At 68.8% G+C, this 14,511-nt stretch carries 16 protein-coding genes; all 16 read right to left on the bottom strand.

All coding sequences use genetic code 11. From position 1 onward, the window contains the following. Positions 1 to 64 precede the first annotated feature (64 nt). Positions 65 to 802, bottom strand: a complete 738-nt coding sequence (locus ACZK1G_RS10015; RefSeq protein ID WP_049444901.1) for a copper homeostasis protein CutC — start codon at positions 800 to 802, stop codon at positions 65 to 67. Beyond that, positions 799 to 1,797, bottom strand: coding sequence for a glycosylasparaginase (locus ACZK1G_RS10010; protein ID WP_049444899.1), 999 nt, complete (start codon positions 1,795 to 1,797; stop codon positions 799 to 801). The genes ACZK1G_RS10015 and ACZK1G_RS10010 overlap by 4 nt, the downstream gene beginning before the upstream one ends. 51 nt (positions 1,798 to 1,848) lie before the next feature. Continuing rightward, on the bottom strand, positions 1,849 to 2,871 hold the full coding sequence (locus ACZK1G_RS10005; RefSeq protein WP_049444897.1) for a glucokinase: 1,023 nt from the start codon (positions 2,869 to 2,871) through the stop codon (positions 1,849 to 1,851). 84 nt (positions 2,872 to 2,955) lie between these two features. Next, positions 2,956 to 3,240: a hypothetical protein gene (locus tag ACZK1G_RS10000; RefSeq protein WP_005409434.1), complete on the bottom strand. Its 285-nt coding sequence runs from the start codon at positions 3,238 to 3,240 to the stop codon at positions 2,956 to 2,958. Between the two features lie 35 nt (positions 3,241 to 3,275). Continuing rightward, the gene (locus ACZK1G_RS09995; RefSeq protein ID WP_049444895.1) at positions 3,276 to 4,865 is read right to left on the bottom strand and encodes a calcineurin-like phosphoesterase C-terminal domain-containing protein; all 1,590 of its coding nucleotides are present in this window, start codon (positions 4,863 to 4,865) and stop codon (positions 3,276 to 3,278) included. Positions 4,866 to 4,963: 98 nt separating this feature from the next. Beyond that, positions 4,964 to 5,584 (bottom strand): bifunctional phosphoribosyl-AMP cyclohydrolase/phosphoribosyl-ATP diphosphatase HisIE, encoded by a 621-nt coding sequence (hisIE, locus tag ACZK1G_RS09990; RefSeq protein WP_014037012.1) that lies wholly within the window; start codon positions 5,582 to 5,584, stop codon positions 4,964 to 4,966. Beyond that, positions 5,574 to 6,350, bottom strand: a complete 777-nt coding sequence (gene hisF / locus ACZK1G_RS09985; RefSeq protein ID WP_101765369.1) for an imidazole glycerol phosphate synthase subunit HisF — start codon at positions 6,348 to 6,350, stop codon at positions 5,574 to 5,576. The genes hisIE and hisF overlap by 11 nt, the downstream gene beginning before the upstream one ends. Further along, complete coding sequence (gene hisA, locus ACZK1G_RS09980) at positions 6,344 to 7,078, bottom strand: 1-(5-phosphoribosyl)-5-[(5-phosphoribosylamino)methylideneamino]imidazole-4-carboxamide isomerase (RefSeq protein ID WP_049444892.1); 735 nt, start codon at positions 7,076 to 7,078, stop codon at positions 6,344 to 6,346. Before hisA ends, hisF begins: the two co-directional genes overlap by 7 nt. After that, entirely contained in the window at positions 7,075 to 7,677 is a 603-nt protein-coding gene (gene hisH / locus ACZK1G_RS09975; protein ID WP_024956882.1) for an imidazole glycerol phosphate synthase subunit HisH, read from the bottom strand. The genes hisA and hisH overlap by 4 nt, the downstream gene beginning before the upstream one ends. Then, positions 7,674 to 8,747, bottom strand: coding sequence for a bifunctional histidinol-phosphatase/imidazoleglycerol-phosphate dehydratase HisB (gene hisB / locus ACZK1G_RS09970; protein ID WP_049444890.1), 1,074 nt, complete (start codon positions 8,745 to 8,747; stop codon positions 7,674 to 7,676). Before hisB ends, hisH begins: the two co-directional genes overlap by 4 nt. Next, complete coding sequence (hisC, locus tag ACZK1G_RS09965; RefSeq protein WP_049444888.1) at positions 8,744 to 9,838, bottom strand: histidinol-phosphate transaminase; 1,095 nt, start codon at positions 9,836 to 9,838, stop codon at positions 8,744 to 8,746. The genes hisB and hisC overlap by 4 nt, the downstream gene beginning before the upstream one ends. Continuing rightward, a complete protein-coding gene (hisD, locus tag ACZK1G_RS09960; protein WP_049444886.1) occupies positions 9,835 to 11,130 on the bottom strand; it encodes a histidinol dehydrogenase in 1,296 nt (431 codons plus the stop codon). Before hisD ends, hisC begins: the two co-directional genes overlap by 4 nt. Next, the gene (gene hisG, locus ACZK1G_RS09955) at positions 11,127 to 12,038 is read right to left on the bottom strand and encodes an ATP phosphoribosyltransferase (RefSeq protein ID WP_010482592.1); all 912 of its coding nucleotides are present in this window, start codon (positions 12,036 to 12,038) and stop codon (positions 11,127 to 11,129) included. The genes hisD and hisG overlap by 4 nt, the downstream gene beginning before the upstream one ends. Before the next feature lie 34 nt (positions 12,039 to 12,072). Beyond that, a complete protein-coding gene (locus ACZK1G_RS09950) occupies positions 12,073 to 12,381 on the bottom strand; it encodes a YerC/YecD family TrpR-related protein (protein ID WP_005416326.1) in 309 nt (102 codons plus the stop codon). A 410-nt stretch (positions 12,382 to 12,791) separates the two neighbouring features. Beyond that, complete coding sequence (locus tag ACZK1G_RS09945) at positions 12,792 to 13,058, bottom strand: hypothetical protein (protein WP_233490858.1); 267 nt, start codon at positions 13,056 to 13,058, stop codon at positions 12,792 to 12,794. Between the two features lie 26 nt (positions 13,059 to 13,084). Further along, positions 13,085 to 14,482: a histidine--tRNA ligase gene (gene hisS, locus ACZK1G_RS09940; protein WP_049444882.1), complete on the bottom strand. Its 1,398-nt coding sequence runs from the start codon at positions 14,480 to 14,482 to the stop codon at positions 13,085 to 13,087. Between the last annotated feature and the right edge of the window lie 29 nt (positions 14,483 to 14,511).

Genomic DNA, 14,511 nt, shown 5'->3' with positions numbered 1-14,511 from the left:
ATATTCAGCGGTCAACAATGCGTCGTTGCAGAGCCGAGCACGGGCTCGGCTCTACATAAGCGGGTTACTCCACGCCGTCCAGCGCTTGCCGCAGGGCGGCCACGGTCGCGGTGGCGGTCTGGTTCCAGTCCGGGTCCAGGCCGCGCAGCGCCGGGTTCTGGAACTGCATCGCCGAGCGGCGCAGGCCCTTGGCAGAGGCGTGCAGTTCGGTGCAGCCGGTATGCCGTGCGACGGTTGCGATGTTGCCCGGGGCCAATCCGGCGCCGGCCATCACCGCGATACGCCCCGCCGCCTGGCTGACCAGGCGTGCCAGCACATCGGCACCGGCCTCGGCGCTGACCTGGCCGCCCGAGGTCAGCACGCGCTGGCAACCCAGCCCGATCACCTGCTCGAGCGCCGCCGGCAGATCGCGGGCGGCATCGAAGGCACGGTGGAAGGTCACCTGCAACGGCCCGGCAGCCTGCACCAGCTCGCGGCACAGCGCCAGATCGATCCCGCCCTGCACATCCAGCGCGCCGATCACCACGCCATCGCAGCCCAGCGCGCGGCACTGCGCGATGTCACGCAGCATCAGTTCGGTTTCCAGCGCGTCGTAGTGGAAGTCGCCCGGGCGCGGCCGCACCAGCACGAACAGCGGAATCGACAGGCGTTCGCGGGCCATCGCGATGCTGGCGAAGGACGGCGTGGTGCCGCCCTCGGCCAGGTTGTCGAACAGCTCGATGCGGTCGGCGCCGCCGGCCTGCGCGGCCAGCGCCGAGGCCAGCGAGTTGCTGGCGACCTCCAGGGTCAGCCGCGTGCTCACGCCTGGGTGCTCGTGTAGATCGACGGCGAGTCGCGCAGGTCATCCTGGCGCTGCCCATCGCACACGGCGTAGACGAAGCCGCGATGCAGCGCGTAGGCGCCCACCTCGCCCTGCTTGTTCATGGCCAGGAAGCACACCTGCAGTGTCTTGCTCGCTTCGGGGCGCTTGCGCACCACGCGATCGATCGCTTCGCGGCAGGCCTGCGCCGGCGAGCGGCCCTGGCGCATCAGCTCGACCACCAGGAACGAGGCGGCGTTGCGGATCATCTCCTCGCCCACGCCCGAAGCAGTGGCCGCGCCGACGTCGTTGTCGACGTACAGGCCGGCACCGATGATCGGACTGTCGCCAACGCGACCGTGCAGTTTCCACGCCATGCCGCTGGTGGTGCAGGCACCGGCCAGATGGCCCTTGGCATCCAGTGCCAGCATGCCGATGGTGTCGTGGTTGTCGCTGTTGCCGGGAATACCACGGCGCTCGGCGTTGATCTGCGGCTGGTACTTCTCGGTCTTCAGCCACTCGCGCCAGGCGGCTTCAGCCTGCGGCGTCAGCAGGTGCCTGCGCTCGAAACCCTGCTGCACCGCGAACTGCTGCGCGCCCTCGCCCACCAGCAGCACGTGCAGACTGTTCTCCATCACTTTGCGGGCCACCGACACCGGATGCAGGATGTCGACCAGCGCGGCCACTGCACCACAACGGCCATCGCCGTCCATGATGCTCGCGTCCAGGCTCAGCACGCCGTCGCGATCCGGGTTGCCGCAATGGCCGACGGTGGGGTTGCACAGCTCGCTCTCGGCCCAGCGTGCACCCGCCTCCACCGCATCCAGCGCGCTGCCACCCTGTGCCAGCACCTTCCATGCGGCCTGGTTGGCCGGCACGCCGAAGTCCCAGGTGGAGACCACCCTGGCCCCACCCTGCGTGCGCGCCTGCACGCTCGGCAATGCCGCCATGCCTGCGGCCAGTGCACCGGCCTGCAGGAACTGCCTGCGATCCACCATCTTCCCCTCCCAGTCTGCAATGCACGACCGGCCCGATGCCGGCCCTGCCGATCAGTCGTGCGTGGGCTGCCGTGCGGCGTGCCAGACCGCTGCGCCGAGCACGCCCAGCTGGCCATGCTCCACGCGCCACACCGGCACCTGGCGCAGCACCTCGGTCAGCACGCCCTTGTTGAGGAAGCGCTCACGGAAGCGGCCATCGGCCAGGAAATCCTGCACATGCGCGGAAATGCCACCGGCCAGGTACACCGAGCGCGCGCCGACGGCGATCGCCGCGTCGCCGGCCAGGCTGCCCAGCCAGGCACAGAAGACCTGCAGCGTTTCCACGGCCAGCGCGTCTTCTCCGCTGCGCGCGGCGCCGATCAGCGCCTCCGTACTGGTCCACACCGGGGTGACGCCGCGCAGTTCGCACAGGCACGGATACAGGTTCATCAGGCCACTACCGGACAGCACGCGCTCGTTGTCCACGTGCGCCCAGCGCTGCAGCAACTTGCCCAGCACCTGCAGTTCCAGCGCGTTGCCGGCGCCGAGCGCGGCATGGCCGATCTCGCTGGCCAACACCGGACGCTCGCCATCGGCGAAGCGCAACGCTGCGCCCAGGCCGGTACCGGCGCCCAGCACCAGTGCCGGGAACGCCTGCGCCGGATCGGCGTCGCCGTTCAGTGGCACCAGGGTTTCCGGCTGCAGGTACGGGATGGCCAGCGCCACCGCTTCGAAATCATTGATCAGCTGCAGCTCGTGCAGCCCGGACTGCGTGCGGGTGGCCGACAGCGTCACCGTCCACGGCAGGTTGGAATTGATCAGCACATCGCCATCGAGCAGGCCGGCGATGGCGACCACCGCGGTCTGCACCGGCTGGCCAAGGCCAGCGGTGAAATCGGCCAGGATCGCCGCCAGGCTGGGATGCTCTGCGCAGGCATAGGTGCGATGGCTGCCCAGCAGCGGCGCATGGCCAGGTCGGGTTTCTGCCAGCGCGAGGCGGGCAAAGGTGCCGCCGACGTCGGCGACGACCAGACGGCGCGGAAGACCGCCGCGGGCGGAGTCGGAGGAAACCGGGGACGCTGCTGCGATGGTCACGCTGGCCTGCTTGGATCGATTGAATCGCCCCGATTCTCAGGCATCGGGGCGGCTTTGCCTAGCGCGCCGATGGTTCAGGTTGGCCTACATGCCTTCCTGTTCGGCCACCTGCACGCCGTCCACCAGCACGCGCAGGCGCTGCGGACGGAAGCCGGCGAACAACAGCGGCCGGGTGCGCTCGACCAGCACTTCGTGGCCGGCGATGTGGCGCAGCCACGACTGTACCAGCGAGAACGAGAAGTGGGTGCCCGGATGCAGCGGATGCTGCACCCAGACCTTCTCGGTGGCGCTCTGCAGCAGCATCGCGCCGGTGAACCAGTGGCGGCTGAGGGTCACCGGCGTGGTGCCGGCCATGAAGCGGATATCCATGCGGGGTCCTTTCGCTGGAGCGCTGGTGCGCGGGGTCAGGGCTGGGCAGTCTGCAGGCTGTAGCTGGTGGTGGCGGTGAACACTGCACCATCAGGCTGGGTGGAGCGTACTTCGACCTTGTGGCTGCCTGTTGCCAGGTCGGTCGGCAGCGCGCCACGCCACAGGTGCGGCGACGCGGTGGCCTCCGGCGAACGGTCGTAGCCGCGCAGGCTGTCAGCCAGATCGTCGGCCACGTTCTCCACCATCAGGCGCGGGTCCGGCTGGCTGACCTGCTTCATCGGCTGCCAGGCGCCGCCATCAACGCGGTACTCGACCACGCTGGCATCCTCACCCATGTAGACGTTGGCGTAGACACCCCACGCCGGATAGGCCCCCTGGCGCAGTACCTTCGGCGCATGCAGGCCGATCTGCTCGCTGGCCGGCTTGCCGGCCACGCGGTACTGCAGGCGATAGCTGCCGTTGCCGGCCACGTCGAGCAATGCGTAGCCCTTCGGCGTGCCGTCGCTCATGGTGCTGTCCGGCACGCCAGCGGCATTCTTCACGCCCGACCAGAACGCACCGCAGTTGGCACCGACGTTGTATTCGTGCAGCGGCTTGTCGCCGTTCCAGCCCTCGGCCTTGCCGTGGTAGACGTGCTGCTGGGTGTGGCTGTGGCCGCTGAGCACCAGCACGTTGCGGAAGTCCTTCAGCAGGTCGAACAGGCGCTGGCGGTCGGCATGGCGGAAGGTCTCGCGCCCCGGCGCGGCGTCGAACAGCGGGATGTGCATGCCCAGCACCAGCAGGCGGTCCTTGTGCAGGCCCTTCAGGTAGCTGGCGAGAAAAGCGAACTGGTCTTCGCGCAGGCCACCGACGTACTTCGGCTTGGCCTTGGGGTCGTACACCACGTCGTCCAGGAACACGAAACTGGCGCCGCCCTCCTCCACCGCGTAGGTGTCCGGGCCGTAGATGTTGCGCCAGCTGTCGAGCGAATGCTCATCGCTGGCCGCATCGAAGTCGAGGTCGTGGTTGCCCGGCACGTGGAACCACGGCACGCCAAGCTGGGTAGTGACCTTGTTGATCGCCGGGTACAGGGCCAGGTCGTCGTTGACGATGTCGCCCAGGGTGGTGCCCATGCGCGCCTTGGTCTGGCCGACCAGCGGCGCCACGATCGACTGCTGGTAGTAGCCGATGTCCTTCAGGCTGGCGGTCTGCGAATCGGTGAACACCAGCATCTGGAAACCACGGCGGCTGTCATGGCGGTCCGCCTGCAGCGCGAAATCCCAGTTGCGGGTGATATCGCTGGTGGCGGCGATGCCACCGTACTTCAGCGCCGGCGAGCCGTTCGGGCGGTAGTGGCGCCAGAACGACGGCAGACCGTCGGTCGCCTTCGGGAAGGCGTAGGCATCGGGCTTGATCACGAACACGGTCTGGCCGTCGCGCACCGGCAGGCTGTAGCTGCCGTCGGCGGCAGTCTTGACGATGGTCTCGCCGTTGGAAACCTGCACCCCGGCCAGGCCCGGATCGGTCGCACCGCGCCCGGGCCGGCCGTCGCGCTCCAGATAGACCTTGCCGCTGACCACGGTGTCCGCGGCCCAGGCCGGCGAGGTCAGCAACAGGCAGCACAGCCAGGCGGCAGGCAGTTTCATGGGCGGTCCGGGAAAGAAGAAGACCCCCTATTGTAGAGCCGAGCCAAGCTCGGCTGCATTGCAGAGGTGGGTGCGGACCGTTGGTCCGCACGCCTTCCTCAACGATGACGCTTTTCCAGCACCGCCCGCGCATCATCCAGCGACAGCCCGCGCGCGCGCAGCAGCACCAGCAGGTGGTACAGCAGGTCCGAAGCCTCGCCGAGCAGCGCCTCATCATCCTGCGCCACGGCGGCCAATGCGGTCTCCACGCCCTCCTCGCCCACCTTCTGCGCGATGCGGCGGATGCCGCCCTCGAACAGGCTGGTGGTGTAGCTGCCCGGCGGGCGCTGCGCTTCGCGCATCGCCACCAGCTGGCCCAGCCCGCCCAGGAAGTCCTTCGGTGCCTGGTCGAAACAGCTCTCGGCACCGGTGTGGCAGGTTGGCCCCGCCGGGCGTGCCATCACCAGCAGCGTATCGGCATCGCAGTCGACGCTGATCGACTGCACCACCAGCACGTTGCCGGACTGCTCGCCCTTGGTCCACAACCGCTGCTTGCTGCGGCTGAAGAAGGTCATGTGGCCGATGGCCAGCGTGGCGGCCAGCGATTCGGCGCTGACATAGCCCAGCATCAGCACCTGCAGGGTATCGGCGTCCTGCACCACGGCCGGCAGCAGGCCGTCGCCCTTGCCCCAGTCCAGCGCCTGCAGCGCATCCAGCGACGGCCTGACTTCAATAGACATCCCGCACCTCGATCTTCTGTTCGCGCAGGTAGCGCTTCAATTCCGGAATGGCGATGGCGCCGCTGTGGAACACGCTGGCCGCCAACGCGCCGTCGACGTCGGCCTGGTCGAAGGCCTCGGCGAAGTGTTCCATTGCACCGGCACCGCCCGAGGCGATCAGCGGCACCTGGCACAGGGCCCGCGCCTGCTGCAGCTGCACGACATCGTAGCCACGGCGCACCCCGTCGCTGTCCATGCAGTTCAGCACGATCTCGCCAGCGCCACGCCGTTGCGCTTCGACGATCCAGTCCAGGGTCCGCAGCGGTACCGCCTGGGTCTTGTCAGGGTCGCCACTGAAACGGCGTACCCGCCACTGGCCGTCCGCTTCACGTACCGAGTCCACACCCACCACCACGCACTGCACGCCGAACTCATCTGCCAGCTCAGTGATCAGCTCCGGGCGGCCCAGCGCCGGCGAGTTGATCGACACCTTGTCGGCACCGGCGAACAGCACGCGGCGCGCGGTTTGCACGCTGTCGATGCCACCGGCCACGCAGAACGGAATATCGATCAGGCGTGCGATGCGCTCGATCCAGGCCACGTCCACCGAACGTGCCTCAGGGCTGGCGCCGATGTCATAGAACACCAGCTCGTCGGCGCCCTGGTCACGGTAGCGCTGCGCCAACTCGGCGATGTCGCCCATGTCGACGTGATCGCGGAAGCGCACGCCCTTGACCACGCGGCCCTCGCGCACGTCCAGGCACGGAATGATGCGGCGGCTCAACATGCCAGCGCCTCGCCCAGGTCCATGCGCTGCTCCAGCAGGGCCTTGCCGAGGATGGCACCGCCGCAGCCGGCAGCACGCGCCTCGGCCACATCGGCCACGTCACGGATGCCACCGGAGGCCTGCACTGCCACGCCCGGCAGCAGCGCCGACAGGTGCTGATAGAGGCTGATGTTGGGCCCGGCCAGCATGCCGTCGCGGGCGATGTCGGTGCACAACAGGTGGCGCATGCCGGCACGCGCATAACGCTGGGCCAGGTCATCCAGGGTCACGCCGGCATTCTCGGTCCAGCCGTGCACCGGCAGCTGCCATTGGCCCCGGGCATCCTGGCGGGCATCCAGCGCGATGGTGATGCGCTCGGCGCCGAACTCTTCCAGCCAGCCGACCACTTCGTCAGGGCGGCGTACTGCCAGCGAACCCACCACCACGCGGCCGGCGCCGGCGTCGAGGATGCGCGCCACGTCGTCGCGGCCGCGCACGCCACCACCGGTCTGCACCTGCAGCGGGGTCTGCGCGCGAATGGATGCCAACAGCGGCGCCAGCGTGTAGCCACCTGCGCGTGCAGCATCCAGGTCAACCAGATGCATCCACTGCGCGCCCTGCGCGGCAAAGGCCTGTGCGCGCGGCAGCGGATCGTCGCCATACGAGGTTTCCTGCGCGTAGTCGCCCTGGCGCAGCCGCACCACGCGGCCGTCGCGGATATCCAGCGCGGGATAGACGATGAAACTCATGCAGCAGTGCCCTCGAGGAAGTTGCGCAGCATCAGCGAGCCGGTCTCGCCGGAGCGCTCGGGATGGAACTGTGCGCCGTAGTAGCGCCCCTGCTCCACCACCGCGGTGAACAGGCCACCGTGGTCGCAGGCAGCGACGGTGTGGGTATTGAGTGGCGCCGCATAGCTGTGCACGAAGTAGGCGCTGGCGCGCTCCGGCACACCGCGCAGCAGCAGCGATTCACGCAGCGGGAGCAGGCGGTTCCAGCCCATGTGTGGCACGCGGATGCCGCATGCCGGCACCAGCTTGCGCACGACGCCGGGAATCAAGCCCAGTGTCTCGACGCCGGCCTCCTCGGAGCGCTCGAACAGCAGCTGCATGCCCAGGCAGATGCCCATCAGCGGCACTTCCAGTCGTTGCAACGGCTCCACCAGGCCCTGTGCGTGCAGGCGCTGCATGCCGGGACCGGCGGCGCCGACGCCGGGCAGGATCACCCGCTGCGCACCGACCAGACCATCCGCATCGCGCACCAGCCGCACCGTCGCGCCCAGGCGCTCCAATGCGTAGCGCACCGAGCCCAGGTTGGCACCGCCGGCATCGATCAGCGCAACGTCGCTCACAACGCCCCCTTGGTACTCGGCAGTGCCGTGCCCTGGCGGGCCAATGCCGGGCGCAGCGCGCGCGCCAGTGCCTTGAAGCAGGCCTCGACCTTGTGGTGGTCGTTGTCGCCCCGTACCTGCAGGTTGAGGTTCAAACCGCTGGCATCGCACAGCGAACGGAAGAAGTGCGGCACCAGCTCGGTCGGCATGTCACCCACCCGCTCGCGCTTGAACTCGCCCTCGAACACGAAATAGGGGCGGCCGCTGAAGTCCAGCGCAGCGCTGGCCAGGGTCTCGTCCATCGGCAGGGTGAAGCCGTAGCGGCCGATGCCGCGCTTGTCGCCCAGCGCCTCGCGCAGGGCCTGACCCAGCGCCAGCCCGGTGTCCTCGATGGTGTGGTGCTCGTCGATGTGCAGGTCGCCCTCGGCCTGGATGTCCAGCGCGAACCCGCCGTGCTTGCCGATCTGTTCCAGCATGTGGTCGAAGAACGGCAGTCCGGTGGCGATGCACGCATCGCCGGCACGGTCCAGATCGAGTTCAACGCGGATCTTCGTCTCCTTGGTGTTGCGCTGGACCACGGCGGTACGCGGCGCATCGGCCAGCGCGTGGGCGATGCCCGGCCAGTCCCACTCGCCACCGAACTGTTCGGTGCGCAGCTGGAAGCCACGGATGTTGAGGTTGTCGGCGAACTGCAGGTCGGTGATGCGGTCGCCGACCATGCCCGAGCGCGCCCAGTCGATGCTGCGGTCCTGCAGGTAGGCGGTCATCAGGCCAATGCCCGGTTTGCGGGTCGGCGCATTGTCCTGCGGCCAGCTGCAGTCGATCAGCACGTCACGGAAGGTGATGCCCTGGCTCTCGAAGATCTGCAGCATCAGGTCGTTGGGGCCATCGAAGCTGGCGCGCGGGTAGCGGTCGCTGCCGAGGCCATCCTGGTTGGTGACGATCACGAACTGGTAGCCGGCATCACGCAGCTTCAGCAGCGCCGGGATCACCTGCGGCACGAAGCGCAGCTTCTCGTAGGCGTCGATCTGGAAATCGGACGGCTCCTCGATGAGGGTGCCGTCGCGGTCGATGAACAGGATCGGGGTCATGCTGCGGCCCTCCGCGCCGACAGGGCCGCAAGCACGCGGTCATTCTCTTCGGGGCTGCCGATACTGATGCGCAGTGCATCACCCAGCTGCGGCGCGGCGCGCTGGTCGCGTACCACCACACCGGCATCCAGCAAGGTGTCGAACGCTGCCTGCGCATCAGCGAAGCGGACCAGCAGGTAGTTGCCGGACGAGCGGTACACGCGGCGAACGCCGGGCAGGCCCGGCAGCGCCGCGAACAGGCGTTCGCGCTCGGCGATGACCGTGGCCACGCGCTCGGTGGTGCGTGCCAGCGCGGCCGGCTGCAGTGCCTGCACGGCCAGTTCCGCGCACGGCGTCGGCACCGGGTACGGCGCCTGGCAGCGACGCAGCACGGCAATCAGCTCCGGGGCAGCGATCAGGGTGCCAACGCGGGCGGCCGCGAGCGCGTGCGCCTTCGACAGCGTGCGCAGCACCGCCAGGTTGGCGTGTGCGGCCAGCAACGTGGTCGCCGACGGGCGCTGCGCGTACTCGACATAGGCCTCGTCCACCACCACCAGCGCTTGCCCGCGCAACGCAACCGCTACGCGTTCGACCTCGTCCAGGGCGATGTCACTGCCAGCCGGGTTCGACGGTGCACACAGGAACACCAGCGTGGCATTGCGCGCCCTGGCGGCGTCGATCACCGCATCCAGATCGGCGCGCAGGCCATCTTCGCTGTCCACCAGGGGCACCTCAATCAGTGCGGCACCCTGCAGGCGTGCGCAGACCGCGTACATGCCGAACACCGGCGGCGTGACCAGCACACCATCGCGGCCCGGCACGCACAGGGCGCGCACCAGCAGATCGATGGCTTCGTCGCTGCCGCGGCCGATCAGCAGCTGCTGCGGCGTCACGCCGTACAGCGCCGCCAGGCCCTCACGCAACGCCAACGGCTGCGGTTCCGGATAGCGCCGGCTGTTGCCCGCCACGTCAGCCGGATTGGCCCAGGCCGACTCGTTGGCGTTCAGCCAGACCTCGCCCTGCACCGCCGCGCTGCGCGCCGAACTGTAGCCGGCGAAGGCCTGCAGGTCCGGGCGCACCAGTGCGAGCACCTCATTGATAGACGCGTTCATGCCGCCGCCTCCATGCGCAGGGCCACTGCACGCTCGTGCGCATCCAGGCCTTCGGCGCGGGCGATGATGCGTGCGCAGCCGCCGATTGCCGCCAATCCTGCAGCACTGGCACTCTGCACGCTGATCAGGTTCTGGAAGCTCGCCACGCTCACGCCACTGTAGGCACGCGCGGCACCGGCGGTGGGCAGTACGTGGTTGGTGCCGCTGCAATAGTCACCCAGTGCCTCGGGCGTGTAGTCGCCGAGGAACACCGAGCCGGCTGCCTGCACCTCTCCCAGCCACGCGCGCGGATCGCGCAGGGCCAGGATCAGGTGCTCGGGCGCGTAGCGGTTGCTGATCGCGAAGGCCTCGGCCAGCGAATCGACCTGGATCAGGCGCGACGCCGACAGCGCCTGGCGCGCGATCTGCTGGCGCGGCAGCAGGGCCACCTGGCGCTCCACCTCGGCTTCAACCGCCGCCAGCATCGCGGCATCATCGGTCAGCAGCAGCACCTGCGAATCCGGACCGTGCTCGGCCTGCGACAGCAGGTCGGCGGCGACGAAGGCCGGATTGGCGCCGGCATCGGCGATCACCAGTACTTCGGAGGGACCAGCCGGCATGTCGATGGCGGCGGCGCCGTCCTGTGCGACCTGCTGCTTGGCTTCGGTGACGAAGCTGTTGCCGGGCCCGAACAGCTTGTCGCAGGCCGGAATGCTGGCCGTGCCATAGGCCATCGCGGCGATCGCCTGCGCGCCGCCCAGCTTGAACACGCGCTGCACGCCGGTCAGCCGCGCGGCTACCAGCACTGCCGGATCGGCGCTGCCGTCGGCGCGCGGCGGCGTGCACAGCACTACCTGCGGGCAACCGGCCAACTGCGCCGGAACGCCCAGCATCAATGCGGTGGACGGCAGTGGCGCGCTGCCAGCCGGAACGTACAGGCCCACCCGGCCGATCGGACGCAGCATGCGTTCGCAGACCACGCCCGGGGCGGTTTCAACCGCATAGCCTCTGCCCATGCCGGCGGCGTGGAAGCGCGCGATGCGTTCGGCGGCGTCCACCATCGCCTGGCGCAGCTCGGCGGGCACGGCCGCTTCAGCAGCGGCGAATTCGGCTTCGGAAACTTCAAACGAGGCCAGCTCGACACCATCGAAGCGCGCGGTGATCGCACGCAGCGCATCGTCGCCCTGTGCACGCACCTGCGCGATCAGCGCGGCCACGGCATCGCGGGTCTGCTGCGCCACGGTCTGCACCGGGCGGGTCAATGCCGCGCTGCGCGCAGCCTCATCAAGTCGGGACCAGATCAGACGGTTCATGCCAGCGACCGCTCCACGCTCAACACCATCAGGCCCTGCGCACCGGCGCGCTCGAGTTCTTCCATGCGCTGCCAGCTCAGCGGGCCGGGACACATGGTCTGCAGGCGCAGCGCGCCGCCATCGGCCGGCAACCGCACCAGCGGCTCGGCATCGGCCAGCAGCTGCGCCAGCGCGTCGACGCGATCTTCGCTGGCACGGAACATCAGCAGCTTGCGGTCCTGCCGCTGCACCACGCCGTCGAGGCGGCGCAGCAGCATCGCGCGCAGCGATGCACGTGCGTCATCCGGCACGCGCACCGCGCCGGCCAGCACCGCCTCGCTGTCGAGCAGGTTGTGCACCGGGGTCAACTGGTTGGCGCGCAGCGTGGCGCCGCTGGAAACAAGGTCACAGATCAGGTCGGCGGTGCCCAGGCGCGGGGCGATTTCCACCGAACCGGACAGCTCGACCACCTGTGCATCCACGCCCTGCTCGGCCAGCCACTGCTTGAGGATGGCCGGGTAGCTGGTGGCGATGCGGGTGCCGGCCAGCTGCGCCGGACCCTGCCACTGCCATTCCTCGGGCACCGCCAGCATCAGCCGGCACTGGCCGAAGCCCAGCCCGCGCAGCGCCTGGTAGGCGTCAGGCAGGCCGATCTGACGGCGTGCTGCGGCCTGTTCGTCCAGCTCGTTGCGGCCGACGATGCCGAGGTCGCAGACGCCGTCGGCGATCAGGCCGGGGATGTCGTCGTCGCGCACCAGCAGCAGGTCCACCGGCAGCGATTCGCCGTAGCAGAACAGCTTGTCGCGGCTCTCGCGCCAGCTCAGGCCGCAGGCGCTGAGCAGGTTGCGGGCGGGTTCGGCCAGCCGGCCACTCTTCTGGATGGCGATACGCAGCCGGTCTCGTGCCGGCGCTGCCTGGGTTGCACTCATGGGGGAGGTCTCGAAGTTCGGAACGGGGCGCGGATCAGCGCGAAGCAAGGCGGTCGATGGCGGCGGCATAGCCTCGATGGCCATGCTCGAGCGTGCGTGCCACCCGTCCGGTGGTGGTCACGCTGACGCCCGTGCGCTCGTGGATCTCGCGGTACGGCACGCCCTGCTGCAGCAGCGGCACCACCTTCCAGCGGTCAGCCATGGCTTCCAGCTCGGCCGGGGTGCACAGGTCACGCAGGAAGGCCTCGACCTGTTCCGGCTCGCGCAGGGCGGCAAAGGCCCGGGCCAGGGCTTCCAGGTCGGCCTTCGGGTCTTTGGCGGCAATCTCGGGGCGGGCTTTCACGGGGTCGTTTCCATGCATCAATGTAATAGCGCGTTAGTACATTAGCGCATTCTTGCGCAGTGCGTCAAATCGAGGCTTGAGGGGGCGGCAGGGCTGCTGCCCTGCACCCGCCAAGAGCCAGGGCAAAAGCAAATGCTGATTTCCTGAGCGTTGGCGGGGAGCGTCCGGTGGCAGGGGACGCCGTAAACCCATCCATGGGGGCTTGGTCGCGGCATCCATGCCGCTCACACCCCTGCCACCGAACCCTCCCCGCCTTCGACAGTTGGCCGCGATCTGCTGGATCTCGCTGGGAAAGTGATCGAGAACGGCTTTCGTAGAGTCGAGCCATGCTCTACTGCACTTCGTCCAGAAACGCAGAACGCCCACCAAGGGGCGGGCGTTCTGCTTTCAAATCAACGACCTGGCCCGACTCAGGGCGGACAGCGCACCTCGGCCTGCAACGCCCCGCGCCGCAGGCATTCGCCGAACAGGCTGCCCTGCCGACTCGGCAGGGACTGGATGTTCTGCAACGCCCCTGCGCCCGCCGGGCACTTCCGCAAAGCCAAGGCCTGCAGGTCAGCCTCAAGCTGCGCACGGTCGATCACGTGGCAGCGGTCAACCTGCAGCCGGTACTGTGCCGGGCCCATCCGGGCACTGCGCAGCACAGGGTCACTCTGGCAGCCCGCCAGCAGGAGCACGGTGAGTACCCCTGCGGCAGCAGGCTTCACACCATCGCCCTGGACTGCTCCAGCTCCACCAGCAGGGTGCTGGCCAGCTCGTCGCGCGACACTTCGAACTGCTGTTCGCGCAGCAGGTCCTTCACCGCCACCACGCCGCGCACCAGCTCGTCTTCACCGGCCAGCACCACGAAGCGGATGCCGGCCTTGGCCGCGTACTGGAACTGCTTGCCGATCTTCTTCGGCTCCATCTGCACTTCGGTGTTGATGCCACCGGCGCGCAGGCGGCGCGCGATGTCCAGCGACTGCGGCATGCCCTGCTCGTCCATCAGCGCCACCAGCGCCTGCACGCTGCTGGCTTCGATGCCGTCGATCAGGCCGGCCTCGCGCAGCTGCCAGAACAGGCGCGACAGGCCGATGGAGATACCCACACCCGGCAGCTTTGACTTGCTGTAGTGGCTGGCCAGGTCTTCGTAACGGCCGCCCGAGCAGATCGAGCCGATCTGCGGGTGGTCAGTCAGCGTGGTCTCGTAGACGGTGCCGGTGTAGTAGTCCAGGCCGCGCGCGATGGAGAAGTTCAGGCAGTACGCGCTTTCCGGCACGCCCAGCGCCTGCACCAGCTGCAGCACTTCGCGCAGTTCGGCGACGCCGGTACGCAGGATCTCCGAAGAACCGGCGTCGGCTTCCAGCGTGGCCAGCTGCGCCAGCGCATCGGCATGGCCCTGCGAACGCACGGCGACGAACGCCAGGATCTTCTCGACCTGTTCGGCCGGGATGTTGAAGCCCTCGCCCACCAGCGTCTCGCGCACGTAATCGGCGCCGCGCTTGTCCAGCTTGTCCACTTCGCGCAGCACCGCCAGCTGGCGCTCGCCTTCGGCCACGCCCAGGCTCTCGAAGAAGCCGCGCATCAGTTTGCGGTTGTTCAGCTGGATGCTGAAGTCACCGATGCGCAGTTCCGAGAACACCGCGTGGATGACCGCCAGCACTTCGGCGTCGTACCGCACGCTCAGGCTGTCCTTGCCGATCACGTCGATGTCGCACTGGTAGAACTCGCGGAAACGGCCGCGCTGGGCACGCTCGCCACGGTAGACGCGCTGCATCTGGTAGCGGCGGAACGGGAAGGTCAGTTCGTGTTCGTGCTCGGCCACGTAGCGTGCCAGCGGCACGGTCAGGTCGAAGCGCAGCGCCATTTCCGGCAGCGAACGGTCGCCCGATTCGGCCGCGTTCGCCAGCGCGCCGGTGGACTGTACGAAGTACACCTGGCGCTCGGTCTCGCCGCCGGACTTGGTCAGCAGCACGTCGGACAGCTCGAACACCGGCGTCTCCACCGGCAGGAACCCGAAGCGCTCGTAGTTGCGGCGGATGACGTCCAGCATGCGCTGGAACGCAATCTGCTCGCGCGGCAGCAGTTCAAGGGTGCCGGGCGGGGTACGGGGCTTGATCACGGGCGGAACTCCTGCTGGAACGGGACGTG

The sequence above is a fragment of the Stenotrophomonas sp. 109824_Sma genome, assembly GCF_056480025.1.
Note: the sequence above shows the minus strand (reverse complement) of the source record. Positions and strands in the feature narration are given on the sequence as shown.

Excerpts from the sequence above, each read along its gene's own strand:
- hisIE (WP_014037012.1), bottom strand. The coding sequence starts at position 5,584 with ATGTCTATTGAAGTCAGGCCGTCGCTGGATGCGCTGCAGGCGCTGGAC.
- ACZK1G_RS10010 (WP_049444899.1), bottom strand. The coding sequence starts at position 1,797 with ATGGTGGATCGCAGGCAGTTCCTGCAGGCCGGTGCACTGGCCGCAGGC.
- ACZK1G_RS09995 (WP_049444895.1), bottom strand. The coding sequence starts at position 4,865 with ATGAAACTGCCTGCCGCCTGGCTGTGCTGCCTGTTGCTGACCTCGCCG.
- hisG (WP_010482592.1), bottom strand. The coding sequence starts at position 12,038 with ATGAGTGCAACCCAGGCAGCGCCGGCACGAGACCGGCTGCGTATCGCC.
- hisF (WP_101765369.1), bottom strand. The coding sequence starts at position 6,350 with ATGTTGAGCCGCCGCATCATTCCGTGCCTGGACGTGCGCGAGGGCCGC.
- hisA (WP_049444892.1), bottom strand. The coding sequence starts at position 7,078 with ATGAGTTTCATCGTCTATCCCGCGCTGGATATCCGCGACGGCCGCGTG.
- ACZK1G_RS10000 (WP_005409434.1), bottom strand. The coding sequence starts at position 3,240 with ATGGATATCCGCTTCATGGCCGGCACCACGCCGGTGACCCTCAGCCGC.
- hisB (WP_049444890.1), bottom strand. The coding sequence starts at position 8,747 with ATGACCCCGATCCTGTTCATCGACCGCGACGGCACCCTCATCGAGGAG.
- hisD (WP_049444886.1), bottom strand. The coding sequence starts at position 11,130 with ATGAACCGTCTGATCTGGTCCCGACTTGATGAGGCTGCGCGCAGCGCG.
- hisC (WP_049444888.1), bottom strand. The coding sequence starts at position 9,838 with ATGAACGCGTCTATCAATGAGGTGCTCGCACTGGTGCGCCCGGACCTG.